This window comes from Actinomyces bowdenii, from assembly GCF_017592395.1.
In the GTDB taxonomy this organism is placed as follows: Bacteria; Actinomycetota; Actinomycetes; order Actinomycetales; family Actinomycetaceae; genus Actinomyces; species Actinomyces bowdenii.
Genome location: NZ_JAGFOU010000001.1, coordinates 188,508 through 206,693 on the forward strand (window position 1 = coordinate 188,508; position 18,186 = coordinate 206,693).

Genomic DNA, 18,186 nt, shown 5'->3' on the forward strand with positions numbered 1-18,186 from the left:
GCCGGGGCCGCCGGGTCGCTGCCGGGCTCATATCGAGTCCGGCAGGGCAGAGTCGAGCAGGGAGCCGAGGGTCTCGGCGGCCCAGGAGCGCTCCTTGGGGCCCAGCGGCTGGCGCCCCAGCAGGAGGCACTGGATGTACAGCCCCCGCAGGGTGCTGGTGACCACGGCGTCGTCGGCGCGCGCCGTCACCAGGCGCACCACCAGGGGGTTGGTGCGGTTGAGCACGAGCCTGGGCACGTGGGACCCGGCGAAGGGGTCGGTGACCCCCAGGACCTGCGACCACACGCCCGTGGCGGCCTTGCGGGAGGTGCGCGCCGCCACCCGCCCGGCCAGGTCGGGGTCGGGCAGGTAGAGCGCGGGCAGGGTGGCGGGCTCGAAGCGGCGCATGACCACCTCGCAGTCCTCGGGGTCGATGGCCCGGGAGGCCATCATGAGGATGTCCATGGCCTCGGCCTCCTCCGCCGGGGAGCAGGGGGAGAAGGCGTCGAGGAGCTCGCCGGGGTCCACCAGGGCGATGTCGGCGGCCGGGTCGAGCAGGTCGGTGCGCGCCAGGAAGGCGGAGATGACCTCCTCCTCGTAGGCGTAGCCGGCGTTGACCAGGACGATGCCCTGGGAGCCGGCCACATCGGCCAGGGCGCGGTACTGGTCCACGGTGCGTGTGAAGCGCACCGTGTCGCCGCTGGCGGCCAGCTGGGCCAGGGTGCGCGCCCCCTGCGTGGTCTCCACCGGGGCGTGGCGCACGACGAGCTCGAGCATGTCCGGGTCGGTGACCGCCACCGAGCGCAGGCCCACCGCATGGGCCCCCACGAACTCCGCGAAGCGCCCCGGCGCGGTGCGGGCCAGGCACTCCATCCAGGAGCGCACCGCCGCCCCGATGGCCTCGCGGGTCTCGGCGCGCAGGTCGTCGTCCATGAGCTGCTCGCGCGAGGCGGTCAGGCGCAGGTGGCTGGAGTCGGCCACGACGCGCACGAAATAGGCCCACTCGGGGGCCAGGCCCTCGGCCGAGCGTGAGACGAGCATCCGCTTGACGTAGGCGGTGTGGTGGGAGGTGGCCGTGGGGTGGGCGGCGGTGACGACGGCGGCCAGGCCCTTGAGGCCCGCGGCGGGCACCTCCAGGCCGATGATGTCGAAGGGCTCCCCGCCCAGGTTCTCGGCGCACCAGCGGTGCTGCTCGCGGCGGGGCAGCTCCCAGGGGGCGTCCTGGTGGGCGTGACGGGTGAGGGTGCCCCCGCTGCGCACCTCGACGTCGATGGGCAGCAGGGCGCCGAACTCATCGACCAGGGCCCGCACCGTGTCGGCCTGGAGCCAGGGCTCCCCCGGAAGGCCCATGATCTCCACGCTGGTGCCCGGGCTGTCCAGGTTGCCCGGCTCGTGGGGCTCCAGGGCGCGCACCTCGTAGGTGCCGTCGGTGCGCCCCCGCCACTCCACGGTGGGGGCATCGGCCAGGCGGGCCGAGCGGGAGCGCACGAGGATCTCCCCGGAGACCATGAAGCAGGAGAGCATGCCGATGCCGAACTGCCCCAGGTAGTCCCCCCGCGACAGGCCCAGCTCGTCGCGCTTGGAGGAGGCGCCGATGGTGGACAGCAGGCTGGAGGCCTCCTGGAGGGTCAGGCCCACGCCGGTGTCCCGGCAGCTCAGGCCCGCGCCCTCGATGGTGATGGTCACCCGTGCGGGGCAGTCGGGCTCCTCCTGGCGACGCGCGGCAATGGCGTCCACAGTGTTCTGCAGCAGCTCGCGCACGTAGACGCGCGGACCCGAGTAGAGGTTGCGCGAGAGGAGGTCCACCATCCCGCGCAGGTCAACCTGGAACGTCGCCATAGGTGTGTGAGGGTTCCTTCCTGTCATGGTGTGCAACAGCGCAGAGTCCTAGATTCGACCACAGACGGGCTCCAGGGCAACCCGGCCAGTATCCGCCGCTTGACTGGAAGCCTCATGACAGTTCCCAGCCCGCGCAGGCGCCCCGGCAGCACCATCCGCATCACCGATCCCGCCGGGCCAGCGCCACCATGGCGGGAGCCCGGCGCCGGCCGGGGCCCGGGCCTCCAGGACGCGGCCCGGGCGGCACCGGGGTCCTAGCCGTCCTGCTCCCCATCTCCCCCGGCCCCCGGCACGGGGGCCTCCGCGGCCTCCGCGGGCGAGGGCTGCCCCAGCTCGGCGAGGATCTCGGCGATGGCGCCGTCGACCCCGCCGATGAGGAAGTCCATGACCCCGGCGAGCTGCTCGTCGTTGAGGCCGGCCCCCGTGCTGGAGGTGGCCTCCGCGTGCAGCCCCAGCCCGTGCTCGTCGATGATGAGGTAGACCGCGGGCATGATCCGGGAGTCGGCCACCCGGCGGGCCACCGAGCGCACCCGCTCCACGGTCTGCTCATCGGTGGGCAGGGCGGTCAGGTAGCGGCCGTGGATGACCAGGAGCGAGTCGCCGGCGGCCTTGAACATGTAGGACACGCCGTCGAAGCCCGAGTAGACGGCGCCCTCGTCGCGGTCCAGCTCATAGGTGTAGGAGTGGGAGGTGAACCAGGCCGCCACCCGATCCACGCCCACCGAGGGGGTCAGGCTCCCCGCGGGCTTGTTCCACCAGGCCATCAGTCGTCCCCCCAGGTCACGAGCGCCGGGTAGCGCTCCTCGATATCGGCGAACAGGCGCATGTTCATCCTCATCACCAGGTCCATGAAGGCCGCCAGCTGCTCATCGCTGCGGCCCTGGGCCACGTACTCGACCATCTGGGTGCCCAGGATGGCGGTCTCCTGCCCCTCATCGCCCTGCGAGGCCAGCACGGACAGGCGCGGGCCGTAGGCCTTCTGGTGGTGGGCGTCGGCCAGATCGTGCAGCTCGGGCATCTGCTCGGCCGGGAAGCGGCCGCGCCAGTAGGCGCGCGCCAGCAGCAGCTCGCCCTCGGCCTGCATGTAGAAGGCGAAGTAGCAGTTCTCGAAGCCGACCATGATGTCGCCCTCGTCATCATGCTCGAAGACCAGGTCCTCGCCCGTGAGCCAGGACTCGACCCGCTCCAGGGTCACGGCGGGTTGTGTGCTCATACGCGCACCTTCCGTTCAGTGGTGTCCATGATGGCCGACGACGGCGCCGGCCTTCCAGGGTGCGGCCGTCCACCGGCCCCGCGGGGCGCCGTCGGCCCCCTGGACGGCCGACGGCGCGGGCTCAGAACTCGATATCGGCGGCGATGTCCTCCACGCCGTCGGGCAGGGCGCCGGGGGCGACGTCGGAGGAGTAGCCGGTGATGGAGGTGAAGATCTCCTTGGCCCTGGCCTCCTGCAGGGCGGTGATGCGGGAGAGGTTGGCCGGGTCGGACATCCAGGCGAGGCCCGCGTTGGAGACCTGCATGACGGTCACCCCGTAGTTGGACTCCAGGTAGCCCCCGGCGTCGATGCCGGCCTGGGCGGCGGCCTGGCCCGCGGCGGAGGCCTCGATGTAGAAGTCCATGTCGGTGCGCAGGCGGCCGGAGTTGTCGACCCCTCCCGGCAGCGCGGAGGCGCCCCCGCCCGCGGCGGCGCAGGCCTCGGCCGTGAGCCTGGGGTGGGGGGTCTGGGACAGCGGGGTGTACTGCATGCCCACCGTCATGGGGTGGGTCTGGGTCATGCGCGTGAGCCACTCGTTGGCGGCCGCGTCCCACATGGGGCGCTCCACCCCCAGGACCGTGGCGACGACGTCGGCGGAGACCCCCTCCTGGATGCGCTGGGAGCCGGCCACGTAGTCGTGGAAGGAGACGCCCTGGACGGGGGCGAACTCCGGGCCCGAGGTATCGGCGCCGGCACCCGGCATCATGCCGGGCATCCCCGGCATCCCCGGCATGCCCGCCATGCCGCCCATGCCCGGCATGCCGGCGTAGGCCTCGGCCTCCGCCTGGGCGGTGGCCGCGCCGGAGGGGTCGGCGAAGAAGGCGGCCACGGGCCGGTTGAGGGCCACGTGCATGTTGACGATGCAGGCCTGGGCGGACTCCACGGCCCCGGAGGTGTCCTGGCCCAGGGAGCGGCAGTTCATGTACTCGCGCAGCGCGTCCGCCACGTTCTCGAAGTGCTCGTTGACGTCGTCGACGGCCACCGACAGGGTGCGCGCCCCGTTGAAGTCGCCGAGCTGGTGGGCCGAGGTGCGGGCCTGGCTGATGCCCTGCTCCCAGCGGTAGAGCAACTGCTGGGCGCCGGCGGCGTCACCGGCCTCCAGGGCGCGGGCGATGTCGATATGCCCCTCCAGCAGGCCACCCCAGGGCTGCCACCAGGCCCGGGCGTAGTCGGCGGCCCCGGGGGGCAGCGCGGCGGGGGGCTGGGGGTACTGGAGGTAGGCGATCTCATCGCCGGGCAGGCCGTGGTCCATGGGACGGGAGAAGCCGTGCGCGACGTCGACCCGGTAGTAGGTGTCGGGGTCGTAGCCGCCCGAGGAGCTGGAGGTGACATCGGGGGCCTTGACCTGGATGTTGGTCTCCAGGCCCAGGGCGGCCGTGCCCTGGTTGATGGCGCTGGACAGGGCGCTGGCACCGGCGTTGGCCACCGTCTGCTTGGCTGCGTTCTTCGTGGCGTTCTTGGCCCTCTGGAGGAATCCGGCCATGGTCTGGGTCCTTTCGGGAGGTTCGGTGGGAGACGGTGGAGGGTGTCCCGCAGGGGGTCAGATGGAGTCCAGGGGGCTGGGGAACTCGGCGGGCAGGCGGTTGGCGGCCTCGATGCGCTGATCCCACATGGCCTCGGTGAAGGTGCCATCGAGGATGGACTGGGCCAGGGCGTCACCGGGTCGCATGATGTCCCGGATGGTCTGGAGGAGCAGCTCGCGGTGCTCGGTGTGGCCGGACCGGGTCATGGCCATGACGCTGGTGCCGATGTTCCCCACGGCGTTGAGGTACTCCATCTCGTAGTACTGGGGCGTCACGCTGTCGGGCCCGCCCTGCTCGGTCATGATCGTCCAGGCCTGCTGGATGTCTCGGCGCAGGGCCTCGGCCTGGGAGCGGGCGTAGAAGGGCAGCATCCGGCTCATGACGCGGTGGTGGGAGGTGACGTAGTAGACGTAGTGGACGAACTGCATGCCGCCGATATCGCTCCAGTCCTGCTCGGAGCGCTCCCACTCCTCGTGGCACTCGGCCTTGGCCAGGTCCTCGGCCGCCATCGGGGCGGCCTGCATGGCCTGGGAGGGCTGGAAGGTCACGCGCGAGCCGCAGCCCTGGCAGGTGACGTAGACGGCCACGTGGTAGAGCTCGGGCAGGGCCACGGGGGCGCCGCACTGGCTGCAGGTGAAGGTCTGCTGGGCCTGGCGCCAGTCGGCGATGGCCTGGTCCCAGCCGTCCTTGGCCTGGGCGGTCTCGCCCTGGGCGAAGATCCCGTCGACGACCCGCTCCAGGCGGTCCTCGAAGTCATCGACCTTGTGCTCGGCCCGCTCCCAGTAGGCCTGGAGGAGGGCGTGCTCCTCCAGGGACACGTCGTCATCGTCCAGGTCCTCATAGGGGCCGAAGTGCTGCTCATAGGCGCGCTCGGCCTTGGTGTGCAGGAACATGATCTGGCGCTGGACCTCCATGCGGAAGGAGCCGACCGAGGCCGGGTCCTTGGCCTGGAGCTCGGCGGCGGTGGGGGCGGCCTCGGCGGCGAACTCGCGGGCGCGGGCCTCCATGCGGTCCAGGTAGACCTCCAGGCGCTGGGTCAGGGCCTGGAGCTGCTGCTCGTAGTGGGTGTAGTGGGCCATGTGTGTCTCCTCGTGGTGGGGAGTGCTGGACAAGCGGGATGGGGTCGTCGTGGCGGTCTGGTCTCACGGCCCCGGCGGCCGGCGGGACACCGGTGGTCAGGGGCCGGGGAGGCGCTGCCGGGGATGGTGGCCGGCCCGGTGCCGACCGGGAGGCCCTCCTCGGGGCCGCAGCGGTGGGGTCGGGGACCGTTGGCGCAGTCCCGGGCGCCGGCCCCGTCCACCGCGGCCAGCGCCTCAGTAGCGGTAGGACTGGCCGGGATCGTCCTCCTGGCGCCCCGCGGTGACGAAGACGTAGCCGCAGTAGACGCATTCGGCCAGGTCGTAGGGCTCCTGGCGCCCCGCGCCGCAGCCGGGGCAGGTGCGCACCACGGCCCCCAGCTCGTCGCGGGCGTACTGGATGGAGGAGGCGGTCGAGGCCTGGCCCTGCTGCTGGGCGCGGCGGCGCATCCGCTCGATGAGGGACTCGCCCATCAGAAGGCCTCCAGGATCTGGGCCTTCTTGGCGGCGTACTCGTCCTCGGTGATGAGTCCGGCCTCGGCCAGCTGCTTGAGCCGCTGGAGCCTGGCCACCGGGTCCTCACCCGCGGCGGGGGCCGCGGGCGCGGGTGCCGCGGGAGGGGCGGGGGCCTGGACCGGCGCGGCCGGCGGGTACCCCTGCGCGGCGGCGGCGCCCTGGGGCATCTGGCCCATCATCATGCCCATGGCCAGTCCGGCCTGCGTCCCGGCGCCCACGGCAGTGGAGGCCTCCCCGATGGCCGCGGCCGTCTGGAACTGCTGGAAGCGCTGCATGTCCCCGATCATGTTCATCGAGGTGACGGTGTCGTAGTACTTGTTGACCTCATCGGGCAGGGTCACCGAGGCGATGGTGAACTGGGTGATGGACACGCCCAGGTCCTCGAAGTAGGGGGCGATGGCCGGGGCGAGGCCGGCGTTGACGGCCGAGAGGTTGGCGGCGACGTCGCGCACCGAGATGCCCGAGTTGGCCAGGATCTCCCCGAACTTCGCGGCGATGTAGTCGCGCAGCTGGACCTCCAGGTCGCGGATGGACAGCACCGGGTAGGCCCCGGCGTACTCGCGGAAGAAGCGGGCGACGTCGGTCACGCGCGCCGAGTAGGAGCCGAAGGCCCGCACCCGGACCTGCCCGAACTGGGGGTCGCTCATCATCACCGGCGCGGGTGTGCCCCACTTGAGGTCGACGAACTGGCGGACCGCGACGTAGAAGACGTCGTAGACGTGGGGGGAGGCGAATCCGTACTTCCATCCCGCCAGGTCCGACAGGACCGGGATGTTGTGGGTGGGCAGGGTGTGGGTGCCCGGGCCGTAGACCATGGAGGCCTGGCCCCGTGAGAGCAGCAGGGCCGCCTGGTTCTCGCGCACCACCAGCTGGGCGCCGGACTTGATGCGCCCGTCCTCATCGGGGAAGCGCCACAGCACCCACTGGGGGTGGGGGTCGAGACACTCGATGATCTCGATGAAAGGGAGGCTGCGAGCCATGTTCCTGCTCCTCAATCATTGCGCTGGGGAATGCTGGGGAATGCGGTCGATGCGGAGCCGTGTGCCCGGCCCTGGATGTGAACCGATGGGGAGTGCGCACTCACGCCAGTTCACGGGGCCGCAGCAGTGGAGCACCCTGGGCGACCAGCGGTTCGATGCTAGCCCGCTGGAGGATTCAACTGCGAGCCGCTCCCCGTGGAGTGCATGGGGAGCCCTCCCCATCCCCATGAGTGCCCATTGACAAAACTTCCTGCCCGCCCGATCCCAGCGGCCCCAGCGCCAGGGCGCATACCGTGAATACTGGTCCCGCCAGTGAGAGGACGGCCACGCTATGGACAAGGTCACATCTGCGTCGGCCCGCCGTCCCGCCCGCTCAGGCGGCGCGGGAGCGCCGGCGGCGACGCCGCCGGGCTGCCTGGAGGGCGGGGTCGGGCACGGGCACGGCGGCCACCAGGCGCCGGGTGTAGTCCTGCCGGGGGGCGGCCAGCACCTGCCGGGTGGGCCCCTCCTCCACCAGGCGCCCGCCGCTGAGCACCACGGTGCGCGAGGCGATGGAGTCCACCACCGCCAGGTCGTGGGAGACGAAGAGGCAGGCGAAGCCGAGCTCGGCCTGGAGCGAGCCCAGGAGGTCCAGGACCACCGCCTGGACCGAGACGTCCAGGGCGCTGGTGGGCTCATCGGCGATGACCAGGCGCGGCTCCAGGGCCAAGGCCCGGGCGATGGCGACCCGCTGGCGCTGGCCGCCGCTCATCTCATGGGGGTAGCGCTGGGCCATGGCGGCGGGGAGCCGCACCGCCTCCAGCAGCTCGCGCACCCGTGCCTGCCGGGCGGCGGCGTCGGCCCGGCCGTGCACCACCAGGGGCTCGGCGATGGAGGCCCCCACCGTGCGCCGGGGGTTGAGGCTGGAGGCGGGGTTCTGGTAGACGACGCCGGTGGAGCGGCGCACGGGCAGCAGGTCGCGGCGCCGGGCCCCGGCGACCTCCACCCCGCACACGCGCACCGACCCCGAGGAGATGGGCACCAGGCCGGTGAGGGTGCCGGCGATCGTGGACTTGCCCGAGCCCGACTCCCCCACCATGCCCAGCACCTCGCCGGGGGCGATGCTCAGGCTCACGCCCTGCACGGCGCGCACCGGGCGCCTCCCGCCGCCGTAGACCACCTCCAGGTCGCGGATCACCACCGCGGGCTCCTGCGCGCCCGCGCCCTCGGCGCCCTGAGCGCCGCCGGCACGGCTGCCCGTGGTGCCCGCAGTGCCCGCAGTGCCCGCGGCGGCCCCGGGCCCGGCGGGGGCGGCGGCCCCCGCGCCGGCCACGGCCTCGGGGGGCTCCTCCTGGCGCAGGGAGTCCAGGCGCGGCACGGCCGCCAGGAGCCCGCGGGTGTAGGAGTGGCGCGGGTGGGAGAAGATCTGCGCCACGGGGCCGCGCTCCACGATGCCCCCGGAGCGCATGACGGCCACCTCGTCGGCGATGTCGGCGACCACCGCCATGTCGTGGGTGATGAGCAGGACGGCCAGGCCCTCCTCGGTCAGGGACCGCAGGAGGTCCAGGATCCCGGCCTGGACGGTGACATCCAGGGCGGTGGTGGGCTCATCGGCGATGAGGACCGGGGGGTCGCAGGCCAGGGCCAGGGCGATGCAGGCGCGCTGGAGCTGGCCCCCGGAGAGCTGGTGGGGGTAGGAGTCGGCGATCCGCTCCAGATCCTCACCGGCCCCCAGGCCCACCCGCTCCAGCAGCTCCAGGACGCGGCCCCGCACCCGGGCGCCCCCGCGCCTCCTCCAGCCCCGCAGCGATCCGCGAGCGCGAGGGGCTTGCCGGTCCCGCGGCGCCCGGGCGCCCTCACCGGGGTGGGCGCGCACCGCCTCACCGATCTGGAAGGCGATGGTCTCCAGGGGGTTGAGGGCGGTGGTGGGCTCCTGGAAGACGGTGCCGGCCAGGCGCCCGCGCACGTCGTCGAGCACCTGCCGGGGGGCGCCCACCAGCTCGACGCCGTCGAGGCGGGCCGAGCCGGTGACGCGGGCGGTGGGCGGCAGCAGGCCCAGGGCGCCCAGGGCGGTCACCGATTTGCCCGAGCCCGACTCCCCCACCAGGGCCAGGACCCTTCCGGCGCGCAGGTCGAGGTCGATGCCGGCCGAGGCGGGGCCGGGGGCGCCGGTGAAGGAGACCCCGAGGCCGCGCAGGCGCAGCACCCCGCCGGGCTCCTCCCCTCCAGGGTCCTGAGGACCGGGCTGCTGGGCGCCGCTCACGAGCCGCTCACTCCCACCACCTGGTAGCTGGGGTAGCCGGGGTAGGACTCCACGGAGAAGCCCTGGACCCCGGAGCCGCGCAGGAAGGAGTTGCGCCGGAAGGCCAGGGGCACCACGGGCACGTCCTGGGCGATGGTGCGGTCCAGCTCGGCCCACTGGGCGCGGGCCGCCTCGGTGTCCAGGTTGGCCGCGGCCTCGGCGATGGCGGCGTCGACCCTCTCGTTGGAGTAGCGGGAGATGTTGTGCCCTCCCCCGCCGATCTCGGAGGAGGCGAACAGGGGCTGGATGTTGGCGTTGGCCGAGGGGTAGTCGGGGTTCCACGAGGCGATGGCCAGGTCGTAGGTGGAGCCGTCGCCCTGGGTGGCGCGCTCGTTGAAGGCCTCGGAGGTCTGGGCGTCGATGGTCACGCTCAGGCCCGCCTCCTTCAGGGACTGCTCCACCGCCTGGGCCACGGCCTGGTGGGCGGCGGAGTTCTGGGTGAGCAGCACCAGGGAGGGGACCTCCTTGCCCTGGAGCAGGGAGGCGGCCCGGGCCGGGTCGGTGGGGTAGGGGTCGTAGTCCTGGCGGCCCGGGATGCCCGGGGTGATGAGGGTCGAGGCGCTCACGGCCCCCAGCTCGCCGCCCAGGGCGGCCACGACCGCGGCCTTGTCCACGGCGTGGGCGATGGCCTGGCGGACCTGGGGGTCGGTGACCCGCTCGACGTTGATCGCCAGGTAGGTGGCCGGGCCGCCGTCGGGGGTGGTGGCCAGGCGCTCCTTGGCGGCCGGGTTGGCGCTGACCTGGGCGAGCTGGGCGGCCGAGACCCGGTCGGCGCCGAAGGCGGTGCGGTCCTTCCCGGAGTCGGCGATGAGCCGCTGGGCGGCGGTGGACTCGTCCTGGCTGAGCTCGAAGACGATGGTGTCGGGCAGGGCCAGGCGCACCTGGTCGGTGTCCGCCGACCAGTGGGGGTTGCGCTCCAGGGTCACCGAGGAGCCCTGGGCGGCCTGGGCGACGACGTAGGGGCCCGAGGCGATGGGCGAGGCGGTGTAGGTGGCGGGATCGTCGCCCTCGGGGACCGGGGCGAAGGCCCCCTGGGCCACGATCCAGGGCCAGTCCCCGAAGGCGCGGGTGAGCTGGAAGACGATGGTGGACTCGTCCGGGGTCTGGATGGAGTCCAGGTGCTTGCCCTCGTAGGGGCCCTCGTAGTCCGTCGCCCCGGCCAGGAGGGCCTTGTGGTAGGTCAGCCCGCCGGCCAGGGCCGGGGCGAAGGAGCGCTCCACCCCGTGCTTGATGTGGGCCGAGGTCAGGGGGGTGCCGTCGGACAGGACCAGGCCCTCCTTGAGGGTGAAGGTCCAGCTCAGCCCGTCGGGGCTGACGGTGCCGGTGTCGGTGGCCAGGTCGGGCACCAGCGCGACGGGCTCGCCCGGGGCCAGGCTCCAGGTGGTCAGCCGGCGGTGGACCAGGGCCAGGGAGGTCATGGGCATGGATTGGCTCTTGGCCGGGTCCCAGTTGATGTCGGTCTCCGAGGTCAGGATCCTCAGGGTGCCCCCGGCGGTGGCGGTCCCCGAGCCCGAGGAGGTCGCCGAGTTCGCCCCGCAGCCGGCCAGGGCCAGGGCGCCCAGGGCGCTCATGCCCGCGCCCAGGAAGAGGCGGCGCGAGGCGGTGGGGCGGGCCAGGCGCACGGCTGTGGGCAGCGAGGGGGTGGTGGGCTTGTCAGGCATGGTGTGTCCTTCCTGGGGTTGCGAGCCGCTGTGGGCCGGAGGTGGTGGGGCCCCGCGTGGTGGACGGGGCGGCTGAGGGGGCGGCGGGCCGGCGCCGCCCCTTAGACGCGGGGGTCGATGAGGGCGGCCACAGAGTCGACGATGAGGTTGGCCACTACGACGAAGGCGGCCGAGACGAGGGTCAGGCCCATGACCACCTGGATGTCGGAGGCGCCGACGGCCTCCATGAGCAGGGCGCCCAGGCCCTGCATGGAGAAGACCCGCTCGGTGATGACGGCACCGCCCAGCAGGCCGCCCAGGTCCAGGGCGAAGAAGGTGAGCAGGGGCAGGGAGATGTTGCGCATGACGTGGCGGCCGATGACCCGCCTCTCGGGAAGCCCGACGGCGCGGGCGGTGCGCACGTAGTCCTCCCCCAGGTTCTCCAGCATCTCGCCGCGCACCATGCGGGCGTAGACGGCCGCGGAGATGAGGGCCAGGACGCACCAGGGCAGCAGCAGGTGCCAGGCCCAGTGCAGGGGGTTCTCGCTCAGGGGCGTGTAGCCCGAGACCGGGACCATGTCCAGGGTGAAGCCGAACAGGAGGATGCCCAGCAGCCCCAGGAGGTAGGAGGGGGCCGAGACCCCCAGGACGGTGCCGGTCATGATGCCGCGGTCCAGGCGCGAGCCGCGCCGCAGGGCCGAGACCGTGCCCGCGGCCACGCCGATGACCAGCCACAGGACGGCGGCGCCGATGGCGATGGAGGCGGTCACGGGCAGGCGGTCGGCGATGAGGTCGCTCACCGGCGTCGACAGGCGGAAGGAGTAGCCCAGGCAGGGGGCGGCGCAGGTGATGGCCTGTGCCCCGTGCCCGAAGGTGCGCCCGGCGACGATGCCCACCAGGTAGTTCCAGAACTGGGTGTACCAGGGGTCGGAGTAGCCCATGAAGGCGCGGGCCCGCTCCAGGTTCTCCGGGGTGCAGGGCTTGCCGCAGGCCAGGGCGGCGGGGTCGGAGGGCCACAGGGAGAACAGGGCGAAGGTGGCCAGGGCGGTGAGCACCAGGGTCAGCAGGGTCAGGGCCAGGCGGGAGGCCAGATGGGCGGCCGCCCGGGGGGCCAGGAGGCGGGCTCGGCTCAGGGACTGTCTCATCGCTGCTCACCGGTCCTGGGGTCGAGGGCGTCGCGCAGTCCGTCGCCGAAGAGGTTGAAGGCCAGGGTGACCAGGAACAGGGCCGTCCCGGGCACCAGGAGGTACCAGGGGTCGGTGGCCACCCAGGAGATGGCCGAGCCGATCGTGCGCCCCCAGGAGGGGGTGGGCGGGGCCACCCCCACGCCCAGGAAGGACAGGGCCGCCTCGGCGGTGATCCGGGCGGGGATGGAGATCGTGGTGAACACGATGATGGTGGCCATCAGGTTGGGCAGGACCTGGGTGGTCAGGATGCGCAGTCCCCCGGCACCCATGGCCCGCGAGGCCTGCACGAAGGTGCGGCTGCGGATGGCCAGGGTGCGCGATCGCAGGACCCTGGCGGCCGAGGGCCAGCCCAGCAGGCCGATGATGAGGATCATCACCGGCACGCGCGGCGCGGTGGCCGGGATGATCGCGGAGACCGCGATCATGAGCACCAGGTGGGGGAAGCCCAGGGTGATGTCGGTCAGGCGGGCGACCAGGGCGTCCCACCAACCGCCCAGGTAGCCGGCGCTCAGGCCCAGGACGATGGCCACGAGCATGGACAGGGCGGTGGCGCCCAGGCCGATGGACAGGGAGGTGCGGGTGCCCTCGATGACGATGGCCAGCAGGTCGCGCCCCGTCTGGGGCTCCACGCCCAGGGGGTGGGCGGTGCTGGCGCCCCCCAGGGGACCGCGGGGCACGCCCGAGGGGTCGAGCAGGTCGAGGTGGTAGCTGTAGGGGTCCACGCCCAGGGCCCGGGTCAGGAGCGGGGCCAGCAGCGCGATGAGTGAGGTGAGGACGACGACGGCGCCGCCCGCCAGCGCCCAGCGGTCGGCGGCCAGGCGGCGGGTGACGTAGCGCCAGCCGGTGGGGCGGGCAGGCGCCCGGTCCGCGGCACCGGTGGCACCAGGGGCATCCGGGGCGGCAGGGGCCTCGGCGGTCTTGGGCGCGGACAGGTCCTGGGCTGAGGAGGGCATGGAGGAACCTCTACGGGCAGGGGAGCGCCTGGGGCGCTCAGGGCGGATGGATCGGCGAACGGGTCACGGAGCTGTCATCAGCGACAGCGGCGACAGCGCATTCGCCTGGTCATCAATCCGATTCCTCCTACGTGGGGCGCCCGGGTGGCGCGGTGCGAAGAAACGTAGCACTGCTCGCGCCATGAGAGCCCTATCAACCGGCGATCTGAGACCATAGTCACCCTATCGCCGCCCGACGGGCCCTCATCGCATGATCAGCGGAGCCGACCCGTGCGGGAGTCGGGCGGGGTGCGGGACCATCCGGCAGGGCCTCAGCAGGGCCTCAGCGGGATCTCAGCCGCCCGCGCCCAGGAAGCGGGAAACCTCCTCGTCATCGCAGTCCCGCAGCTCCTCCATGGGGCCCAGGGCGCGCAGCCGCCCCCGGATCATGACCCCCACGCGGTCGGCCACGGTGCCGGCCTCCTGGTGGTCGTGGGTGACATGGAGCGCGGTGGTGCCCTGGGCGCGCAGGATCCCGGCCAGCTCGACGGCCAGCTCCTCGCGCAGGGCCCGGTCCAGGGCGGACAGCGGCTCATCGAGCAGGAGCAGGCGCGGGCGGGGGGCCAGGGCCCGGGCCAGGGCCACGCGCTGGGCCTGCCCGCCCGAGAGCGTGGTCACCGGGCGGTCGGCGAAGTCCGGCAGGCCCACGAGATCGAGGACCTCGGCCACGCGCCGCTCGCGCTCGGCGCGGCCCATCCGGTTCAGCCCGTAGGCCACATTGCCGGCCACATCGCGGAAGCCGAAGAGCTGGCCGTCCTGGAACATCAGGGCGAAGCCGCGCTTGTGGACGGGCACTCCGATGATGTCGCGCCCCTGCCAGGTGATCGTGCCGGAGGCCACCGGCTCCAGGCCGATGACGGCGCGCAGCAGGGAGGACTTGCCCGATCCCGAGGGCCCCAGGAGGGCCACCACCTCGCCGTCGGCCACATCCAGGTCCACCGAGTCGACGGCGCTCAGCGCCCTGCCCCGGCGCGAGGCGGGGGGGTAGACCACGCTCAGGCCGCGCAGGCTCAGCACCGGCGGGGCACCGTGCTCTGTCATGAGGACTCCTTGGTCGATTTGGTCGAGGCGGATGCGGGCCCGCTGGGCGCGGGGGGCGAGTCGGGCCGCGGCGTCCGGCGCACGGGGCCACGGGGCCCTCGGGGGAGGGCGGGCCCCCGGCCCGCGGCCGCCCACCGGTTCTGGGCCTGCTCGCACACGATCATCAGGGCGGCGGTCATGGCCGCCAGCACCACGCCCGCCGCCAGCCCCATCCCCTGGTTCTGGGCCCCGGGCGAGCCGATGAGGCGGTAGAGGACCACGGGCAGGGTCTGGGTGGTGGGCCGGGCCAGGAACGACGTCGCCCCGAACTCCCCCAGGCTCGTGGCCAGCGCGAAGCCGGCCGCCAGCCCGGCGGCCCGCAGCAGGTGGGGGCCGTCGATGGTGGCCAGCACCCGGCCCGGGCCGGCCCCCAGCGCCGCGGCGGCCTCGCGCTGGCGCGGGTCGATGGCGCGCAGCGCGGGCAGGAGGGTGCGCACCACCAGCGGCACCGCCACCACCGCCTGGGCCAGCGGCAGGATCCACCACGAGGCGGTCAGGCCCACCGCGGACAGGGTGATGAGGAAGCCGAAGCCCACCGTGACCGCCGAGACGCCCAGGGGCAGCATGACGGCGGCGTCGAGCAGGGCCGAGGCGCGGGCGAGCCAGGGCGGGCGGGGGCGCCGGGAGAGCACCAGGGCCAGGGCCGCCCCCACTGCCAGGGCGATGGCGGCGGCCGCCACCGCCACCTGCAGGGACTGCGCGGCGGCCTGCCACACGGTGGCCGTCAGCGCGTTGCGCTGGCCGGTGGTGCCCAGATCGGTGTAGTTCGCCAGGGTCCACCGCCCCGCGCGGCGCAGGGAGCGCAGCACGAGCACCACCATGGGGGCCACCAGCAGCCCGAGCGCGACCAGGAGGGTCAGGGCCAGGGCGGGGGCGTCGGCGGCCCCCAGGCGCGAGGGCGCCACGTCCAGGCGCAGGCGCAGGGCGGCCTCGCTGCGCCGCCTGGCCCGCTCGCTGACCCACAGGACCCCGGCGATGACCACCAGCTGGACCGCGGACAGCACGGCCGCCCCGCGCAGGTCGAGGTACTGGGCGGTGAGCACGTAGATCTCGGTCTCGATCGTGCCCACGCCGGTGCCGCCGAGGACGAGGACCAGGCCGTAGGCGGTGGCGCAGAACAGGAAGGCCAGGCTCGCGGCCGAGGCGATGGCGGGAGCCAGGCTGGGCAGGGTCACCGTGCGGAAGGCCCGCCACGGCGAGGCGCCCAGCGAGCGGGCCGCCTCCACCGCGCGCGGGTCCAGCCGCGACCACATGGTGCCCACCATGCGCACCACGAGCCCGTAGTTGAAGAAGACCAGGGCCGCCACGACGGCGCTCATGGTGCCGTCGAGCCCCAGCGGCCCCAGCGGGCCGCCGGTGGTCACCAGGGCGTGGAAGGCCACGCCCACGACCACCGTGGGCAGGACGAAGGGCACGGTGACGATCGCCCGCAGCACCCCGGCCCCGGGGAAGCGGCGCCGGTAGAGCACCAGGGCTCCGGGCACGCCCAGCACCACGCACAGGGCGGTGCCGGCCGCCGCCTGGAGGAGGGTCTGGCGGATGATGCGCCAGGTGCGCTCGCGCGTGAGGACCTCCCCGAAGCCGGAGAGGTCCAGGGCGCCGTCGACCAGCAGGCCGCGGGCCAGCAGGGTGGCCACCGGCCAGGCGAAGAGCAGGGCCAGGAAGCCCAGGGGCAGGGCCACGGCCAGAGCCCATCCGGTCCCCTGCGCCCAGCCGGGGCGCGGGCCCCGCGGCCTGCCCCTGCTCACGAGCCGGCGGCCCGGGTCCAGGCCTGCAGCCACTTCTCGCGGTTGGCGGTGATGTCGGCCGCGGAGACCTCGATGGGCTCATCGGCCAGGGGGCCGAACCTCTCCAGCTCGGCGGGCAGGGCGGCCCTGCCGTCCACCGGGTACATGTACATCTGGCCGGGGATGTCCTCCTGGACCTTGGTGGAGAGCATCCACTCCACGAAGGCCCTGCCCCCCTCGGGGTTGGCCGCTCCGGCGAGGACCCCGGCGTACTCCACCTGGCGGAAGGCGGTGCCCAGCAGGGCCGCCGTGGTGGTGGCCGACTTGTCCTCGGTGAGGGTGTAGGAGGGGGAGGAGGCGTAGGACACGACGATGGGGTAGGCGCCCCCGCCCCCACCGGCGGTGAAATCGGTGTAGTAGGCGTCCGTCCAGCCCGCGTCGATGCGCGCGCCATTGGCCACCAGGCTCTTCCAGTACTCGGCGAAGCCGTCGACCCCGAAATGGCCGACGGTGGCCAGCATCCAGGCCATGCCCGGGGAGGAGGTGGAGGGGTCGATGGCCACGAGCAGGTCCTTGTACTCGCTCTTGAGCAGGTCCTCGAAGGTGGCCGGGGCGCTGAGCCCCTTGTCGGCGAAGTAGGCGGTGTCGATGTTGAGGCACACATCGCCGACGTCGATCGGGGCCAGGGCCGGGGTGTCGTCCACGAGGTAGGCCTCGGCGCCGTCCGGCAGGGTGACGGTGGCGGTCCTGTCGACGACCCCCTCGGCCAGGGCGCGCGAGGCGTAGGTGTTGTCGATGCCGAAGAAGGCGTCGCCCAGGGGGGCGTCCTTGGTCAGCACGAGCTTGTTGACCAGCTCGCCTGCGTCGCCGGAGGCCACCAGGGACAGGGTGTAGCCGGTGTCGGCCTCGAAGGCGCTGATGAGGTCCTCGGAGACCTTGAAGGAGTCGTGTGTCAGGACGGTGACGCTCCTGCCTCCCCCGGAGCCCGAGTCCCCCGGCCCGCAGGCGGCCAGGGCCAGGCCCAGGGCTCCGGCGGCGGCACCGCCCAGGAGCCGGCGCCGCGAGGGGGTGTACCGGGTCGGCCCGGGGATGGGTGAGCCCGGGGCGGGGCGGTGGCCGGTGGCACGGCCCGCGGGTCGGGCAGGGCTGATGTGCCTGGTGGTCATGGCAGTCCTCCTGGAAGAGTGTCCGGAGGGCCCGGGCCGCAGTGCGGTGCCCGGGGAGATGTTCTCGACTTCCTTCGCCGGTACTGGCCGGAGCAGGTTCGAGGGTCTGCGGCTGCGCGCACTCTCAGCGCCGGGTCCCGGCCCGTCTGCGGTGCCGGGGTGGCGCTCCCCTGTCGTGGGGGCAAGTCTAGGCCCCCGCCCCACCCTGCTGCACATCTTCAGCCACGGCGCCCACCAGATCATGCGGGAAACTCCAGGCCAGGGCCCCGCAAGCCCCCCGAAGATGTGCAACACCACCACCGCTGCACATCTTCAGCCGCGGCGCCCACCAGATCATGCGGAAAACTCCAGGCCAGGGCCCCGCAAGCCCGCCGAAGATGTGCAACACCACCACCGCTGCACATCTTCAGCCACAGCGCCCACCAGATCATGCGGAAAACTCCAGGCCAGGGCCCCGCAAGCCCGCCGAAGATGTGCAACACCGGCCGGTTGTGCGCGCAGCAGCCCCGGTGCGGCATGATCGTCTCGACACCAGGGGCCCGGCCGGCCCCGGCAGCAGATGACGCTCCGCGCATCGCGCGGCGGGGCGCGCGACATCACCTGACTCGGAGGATTCATGGCCAAGAAGGACAGCAGCGGCACGGACTTCACGTGGAAGGCGACGGCCGCGGTCGCCACCCTCGCCTCGGGCTTCGTGGCCGAGAAGGTCGTGGCCCTGGGGTGGAGGGCCCTCACCGGCAAGCCGGCCCCCCGCGAGGAGGACCAGCTCCTGAACTACCAGCTGACCGAGGTCGTGGTCTTCGCCGTCATCTCGGGGGCGACCATCACCCTGGTGCGCGAGCTCGGGCTGCGCCAGGCGGCCAAGTGGTACAGCCGTCGTCGTCCCTCCGGCGCGCCCGCCCCCAAGGCCATCGGCGCCTGAGCACTCCGGCCGGGCGCCCGCCGCCC

The 18,186-nt window shown here is 73.4% G+C and carries 15 protein-coding genes; 1 reads left to right on the top strand and 14 read right to left on the bottom strand.

The window, feature by feature from the left end:
• Positions 1 to 27 precede the first annotated feature (27 nt).
• The 14 genes from J5X07_RS00785 to J5X07_RS00850 all read right to left on the bottom strand — a co-directional run bounded on the left by J5X07_RS00785 (position 28) and on the right by J5X07_RS00850 (position 17,238).
• Positions 28 to 1,818, bottom strand: coding sequence for an HSP90 family protein (locus tag J5X07_RS00785; RefSeq protein ID WP_208478349.1), 1,791 nt, complete (start codon positions 1,816 to 1,818; stop codon positions 28 to 30).
• A 254-nt stretch (positions 1,819 to 2,072) separates the two neighbouring features.
• A complete protein-coding gene (locus tag J5X07_RS00790; protein ID WP_124933965.1) occupies positions 2,073 to 2,582 on the bottom strand; it encodes a YbjN domain-containing protein in 510 nt (169 codons plus the stop codon).
• Entirely contained in the window at positions 2,582 to 3,031 is a 450-nt protein-coding gene (locus J5X07_RS00795; RefSeq protein WP_124933966.1) for a YbjN domain-containing protein, read from the bottom strand. Before J5X07_RS00795 ends, J5X07_RS00790 begins: the two co-directional genes overlap by 1 nt.
• 121 nt (positions 3,032 to 3,152) lie before the next feature.
• Positions 3,153 to 4,553 carry a DUF6620 family protein gene (locus J5X07_RS00800; RefSeq protein WP_208478350.1) on the bottom strand — a complete coding sequence of 467 codons (1,401 nt, stop codon included), beginning with the start codon at positions 4,551 to 4,553 and terminating at the stop codon, positions 3,153 to 3,155.
• A 57-nt stretch (positions 4,554 to 4,610) separates the two neighbouring features.
• Positions 4,611 to 5,672: a hypothetical protein gene (locus tag J5X07_RS00805; RefSeq protein ID WP_124933968.1), complete on the bottom strand. Its 1,062-nt coding sequence runs from the start codon at positions 5,670 to 5,672 to the stop codon at positions 4,611 to 4,613.
• A 234-nt stretch (positions 5,673 to 5,906) separates the two neighbouring features.
• Positions 5,907 to 6,143: a hypothetical protein gene (locus tag J5X07_RS00810; RefSeq protein WP_124933969.1), complete on the bottom strand. Its 237-nt coding sequence runs from the start codon at positions 6,141 to 6,143 to the stop codon at positions 5,907 to 5,909.
• Positions 6,143 to 7,165: an SPFH domain-containing protein gene (locus J5X07_RS00815; protein WP_124933970.1), complete on the bottom strand. Its 1,023-nt coding sequence runs from the start codon at positions 7,163 to 7,165 to the stop codon at positions 6,143 to 6,145. Before J5X07_RS00815 ends, J5X07_RS00810 begins: the two co-directional genes overlap by 1 nt.
• 373 nt (positions 7,166 to 7,538) lie before the next feature.
• Positions 7,539 to 9,407, bottom strand: coding sequence for a dipeptide ABC transporter ATP-binding protein (locus J5X07_RS00820; protein ID WP_208478351.1), 1,869 nt, complete (start codon positions 9,405 to 9,407; stop codon positions 7,539 to 7,541).
• Positions 9,404 to 11,107, bottom strand: a complete 1,704-nt coding sequence (locus J5X07_RS00825) for an ABC transporter substrate-binding protein (RefSeq protein WP_208478352.1) — start codon at positions 11,105 to 11,107, stop codon at positions 9,404 to 9,406. Before J5X07_RS00825 ends, J5X07_RS00820 begins: the two co-directional genes overlap by 4 nt.
• Before the next feature lie 101 nt (positions 11,108 to 11,208).
• Positions 11,209 to 12,231, bottom strand: coding sequence for an ABC transporter permease (locus tag J5X07_RS00830; protein ID WP_208478353.1), 1,023 nt, complete (start codon positions 12,229 to 12,231; stop codon positions 11,209 to 11,211).
• On the bottom strand, positions 12,228 to 13,226 hold the full coding sequence (locus tag J5X07_RS00835; RefSeq protein ID WP_208478354.1) for an ABC transporter permease: 999 nt from the start codon (positions 13,224 to 13,226) through the stop codon (positions 12,228 to 12,230). The genes J5X07_RS00830 and J5X07_RS00835 overlap by 4 nt, the downstream gene beginning before the upstream one ends.
• Positions 13,227 to 13,559: 333 nt before the next feature.
• Complete coding sequence (locus tag J5X07_RS00840) at positions 13,560 to 14,306, bottom strand: ABC transporter ATP-binding protein (protein WP_124933975.1); 747 nt, start codon at positions 14,304 to 14,306, stop codon at positions 13,560 to 13,562.
• Positions 14,303 to 16,027: an ABC transporter permease gene (locus tag J5X07_RS00845; RefSeq protein ID WP_341769358.1), complete on the bottom strand. Its 1,725-nt coding sequence runs from the start codon at positions 16,025 to 16,027 to the stop codon at positions 14,303 to 14,305. The genes J5X07_RS00840 and J5X07_RS00845 overlap by 4 nt, the downstream gene beginning before the upstream one ends.
• Positions 16,028 to 16,089: 62 nt before the next feature.
• Positions 16,090 to 17,238 carry a thiamine ABC transporter substrate-binding protein gene (locus J5X07_RS00850; protein WP_208478356.1) on the bottom strand — a complete coding sequence of 383 codons (1,149 nt, stop codon included), beginning with the start codon at positions 17,236 to 17,238 and terminating at the stop codon, positions 16,090 to 16,092.
• 616 nt (positions 17,239 to 17,854) lie between these two features.
• Here J5X07_RS00850 and J5X07_RS00855 point away from each other — a divergent pair.
• The gene (locus tag J5X07_RS00855) at positions 17,855 to 18,160 is read left to right on the top strand and encodes a DUF4235 domain-containing protein (RefSeq protein ID WP_124933978.1); all 306 of its coding nucleotides are present in this window, start codon (positions 17,855 to 17,857) and stop codon (positions 18,158 to 18,160) included.
• The last annotated feature ends 26 nt before the right edge of the window (positions 18,161 to 18,186 follow it).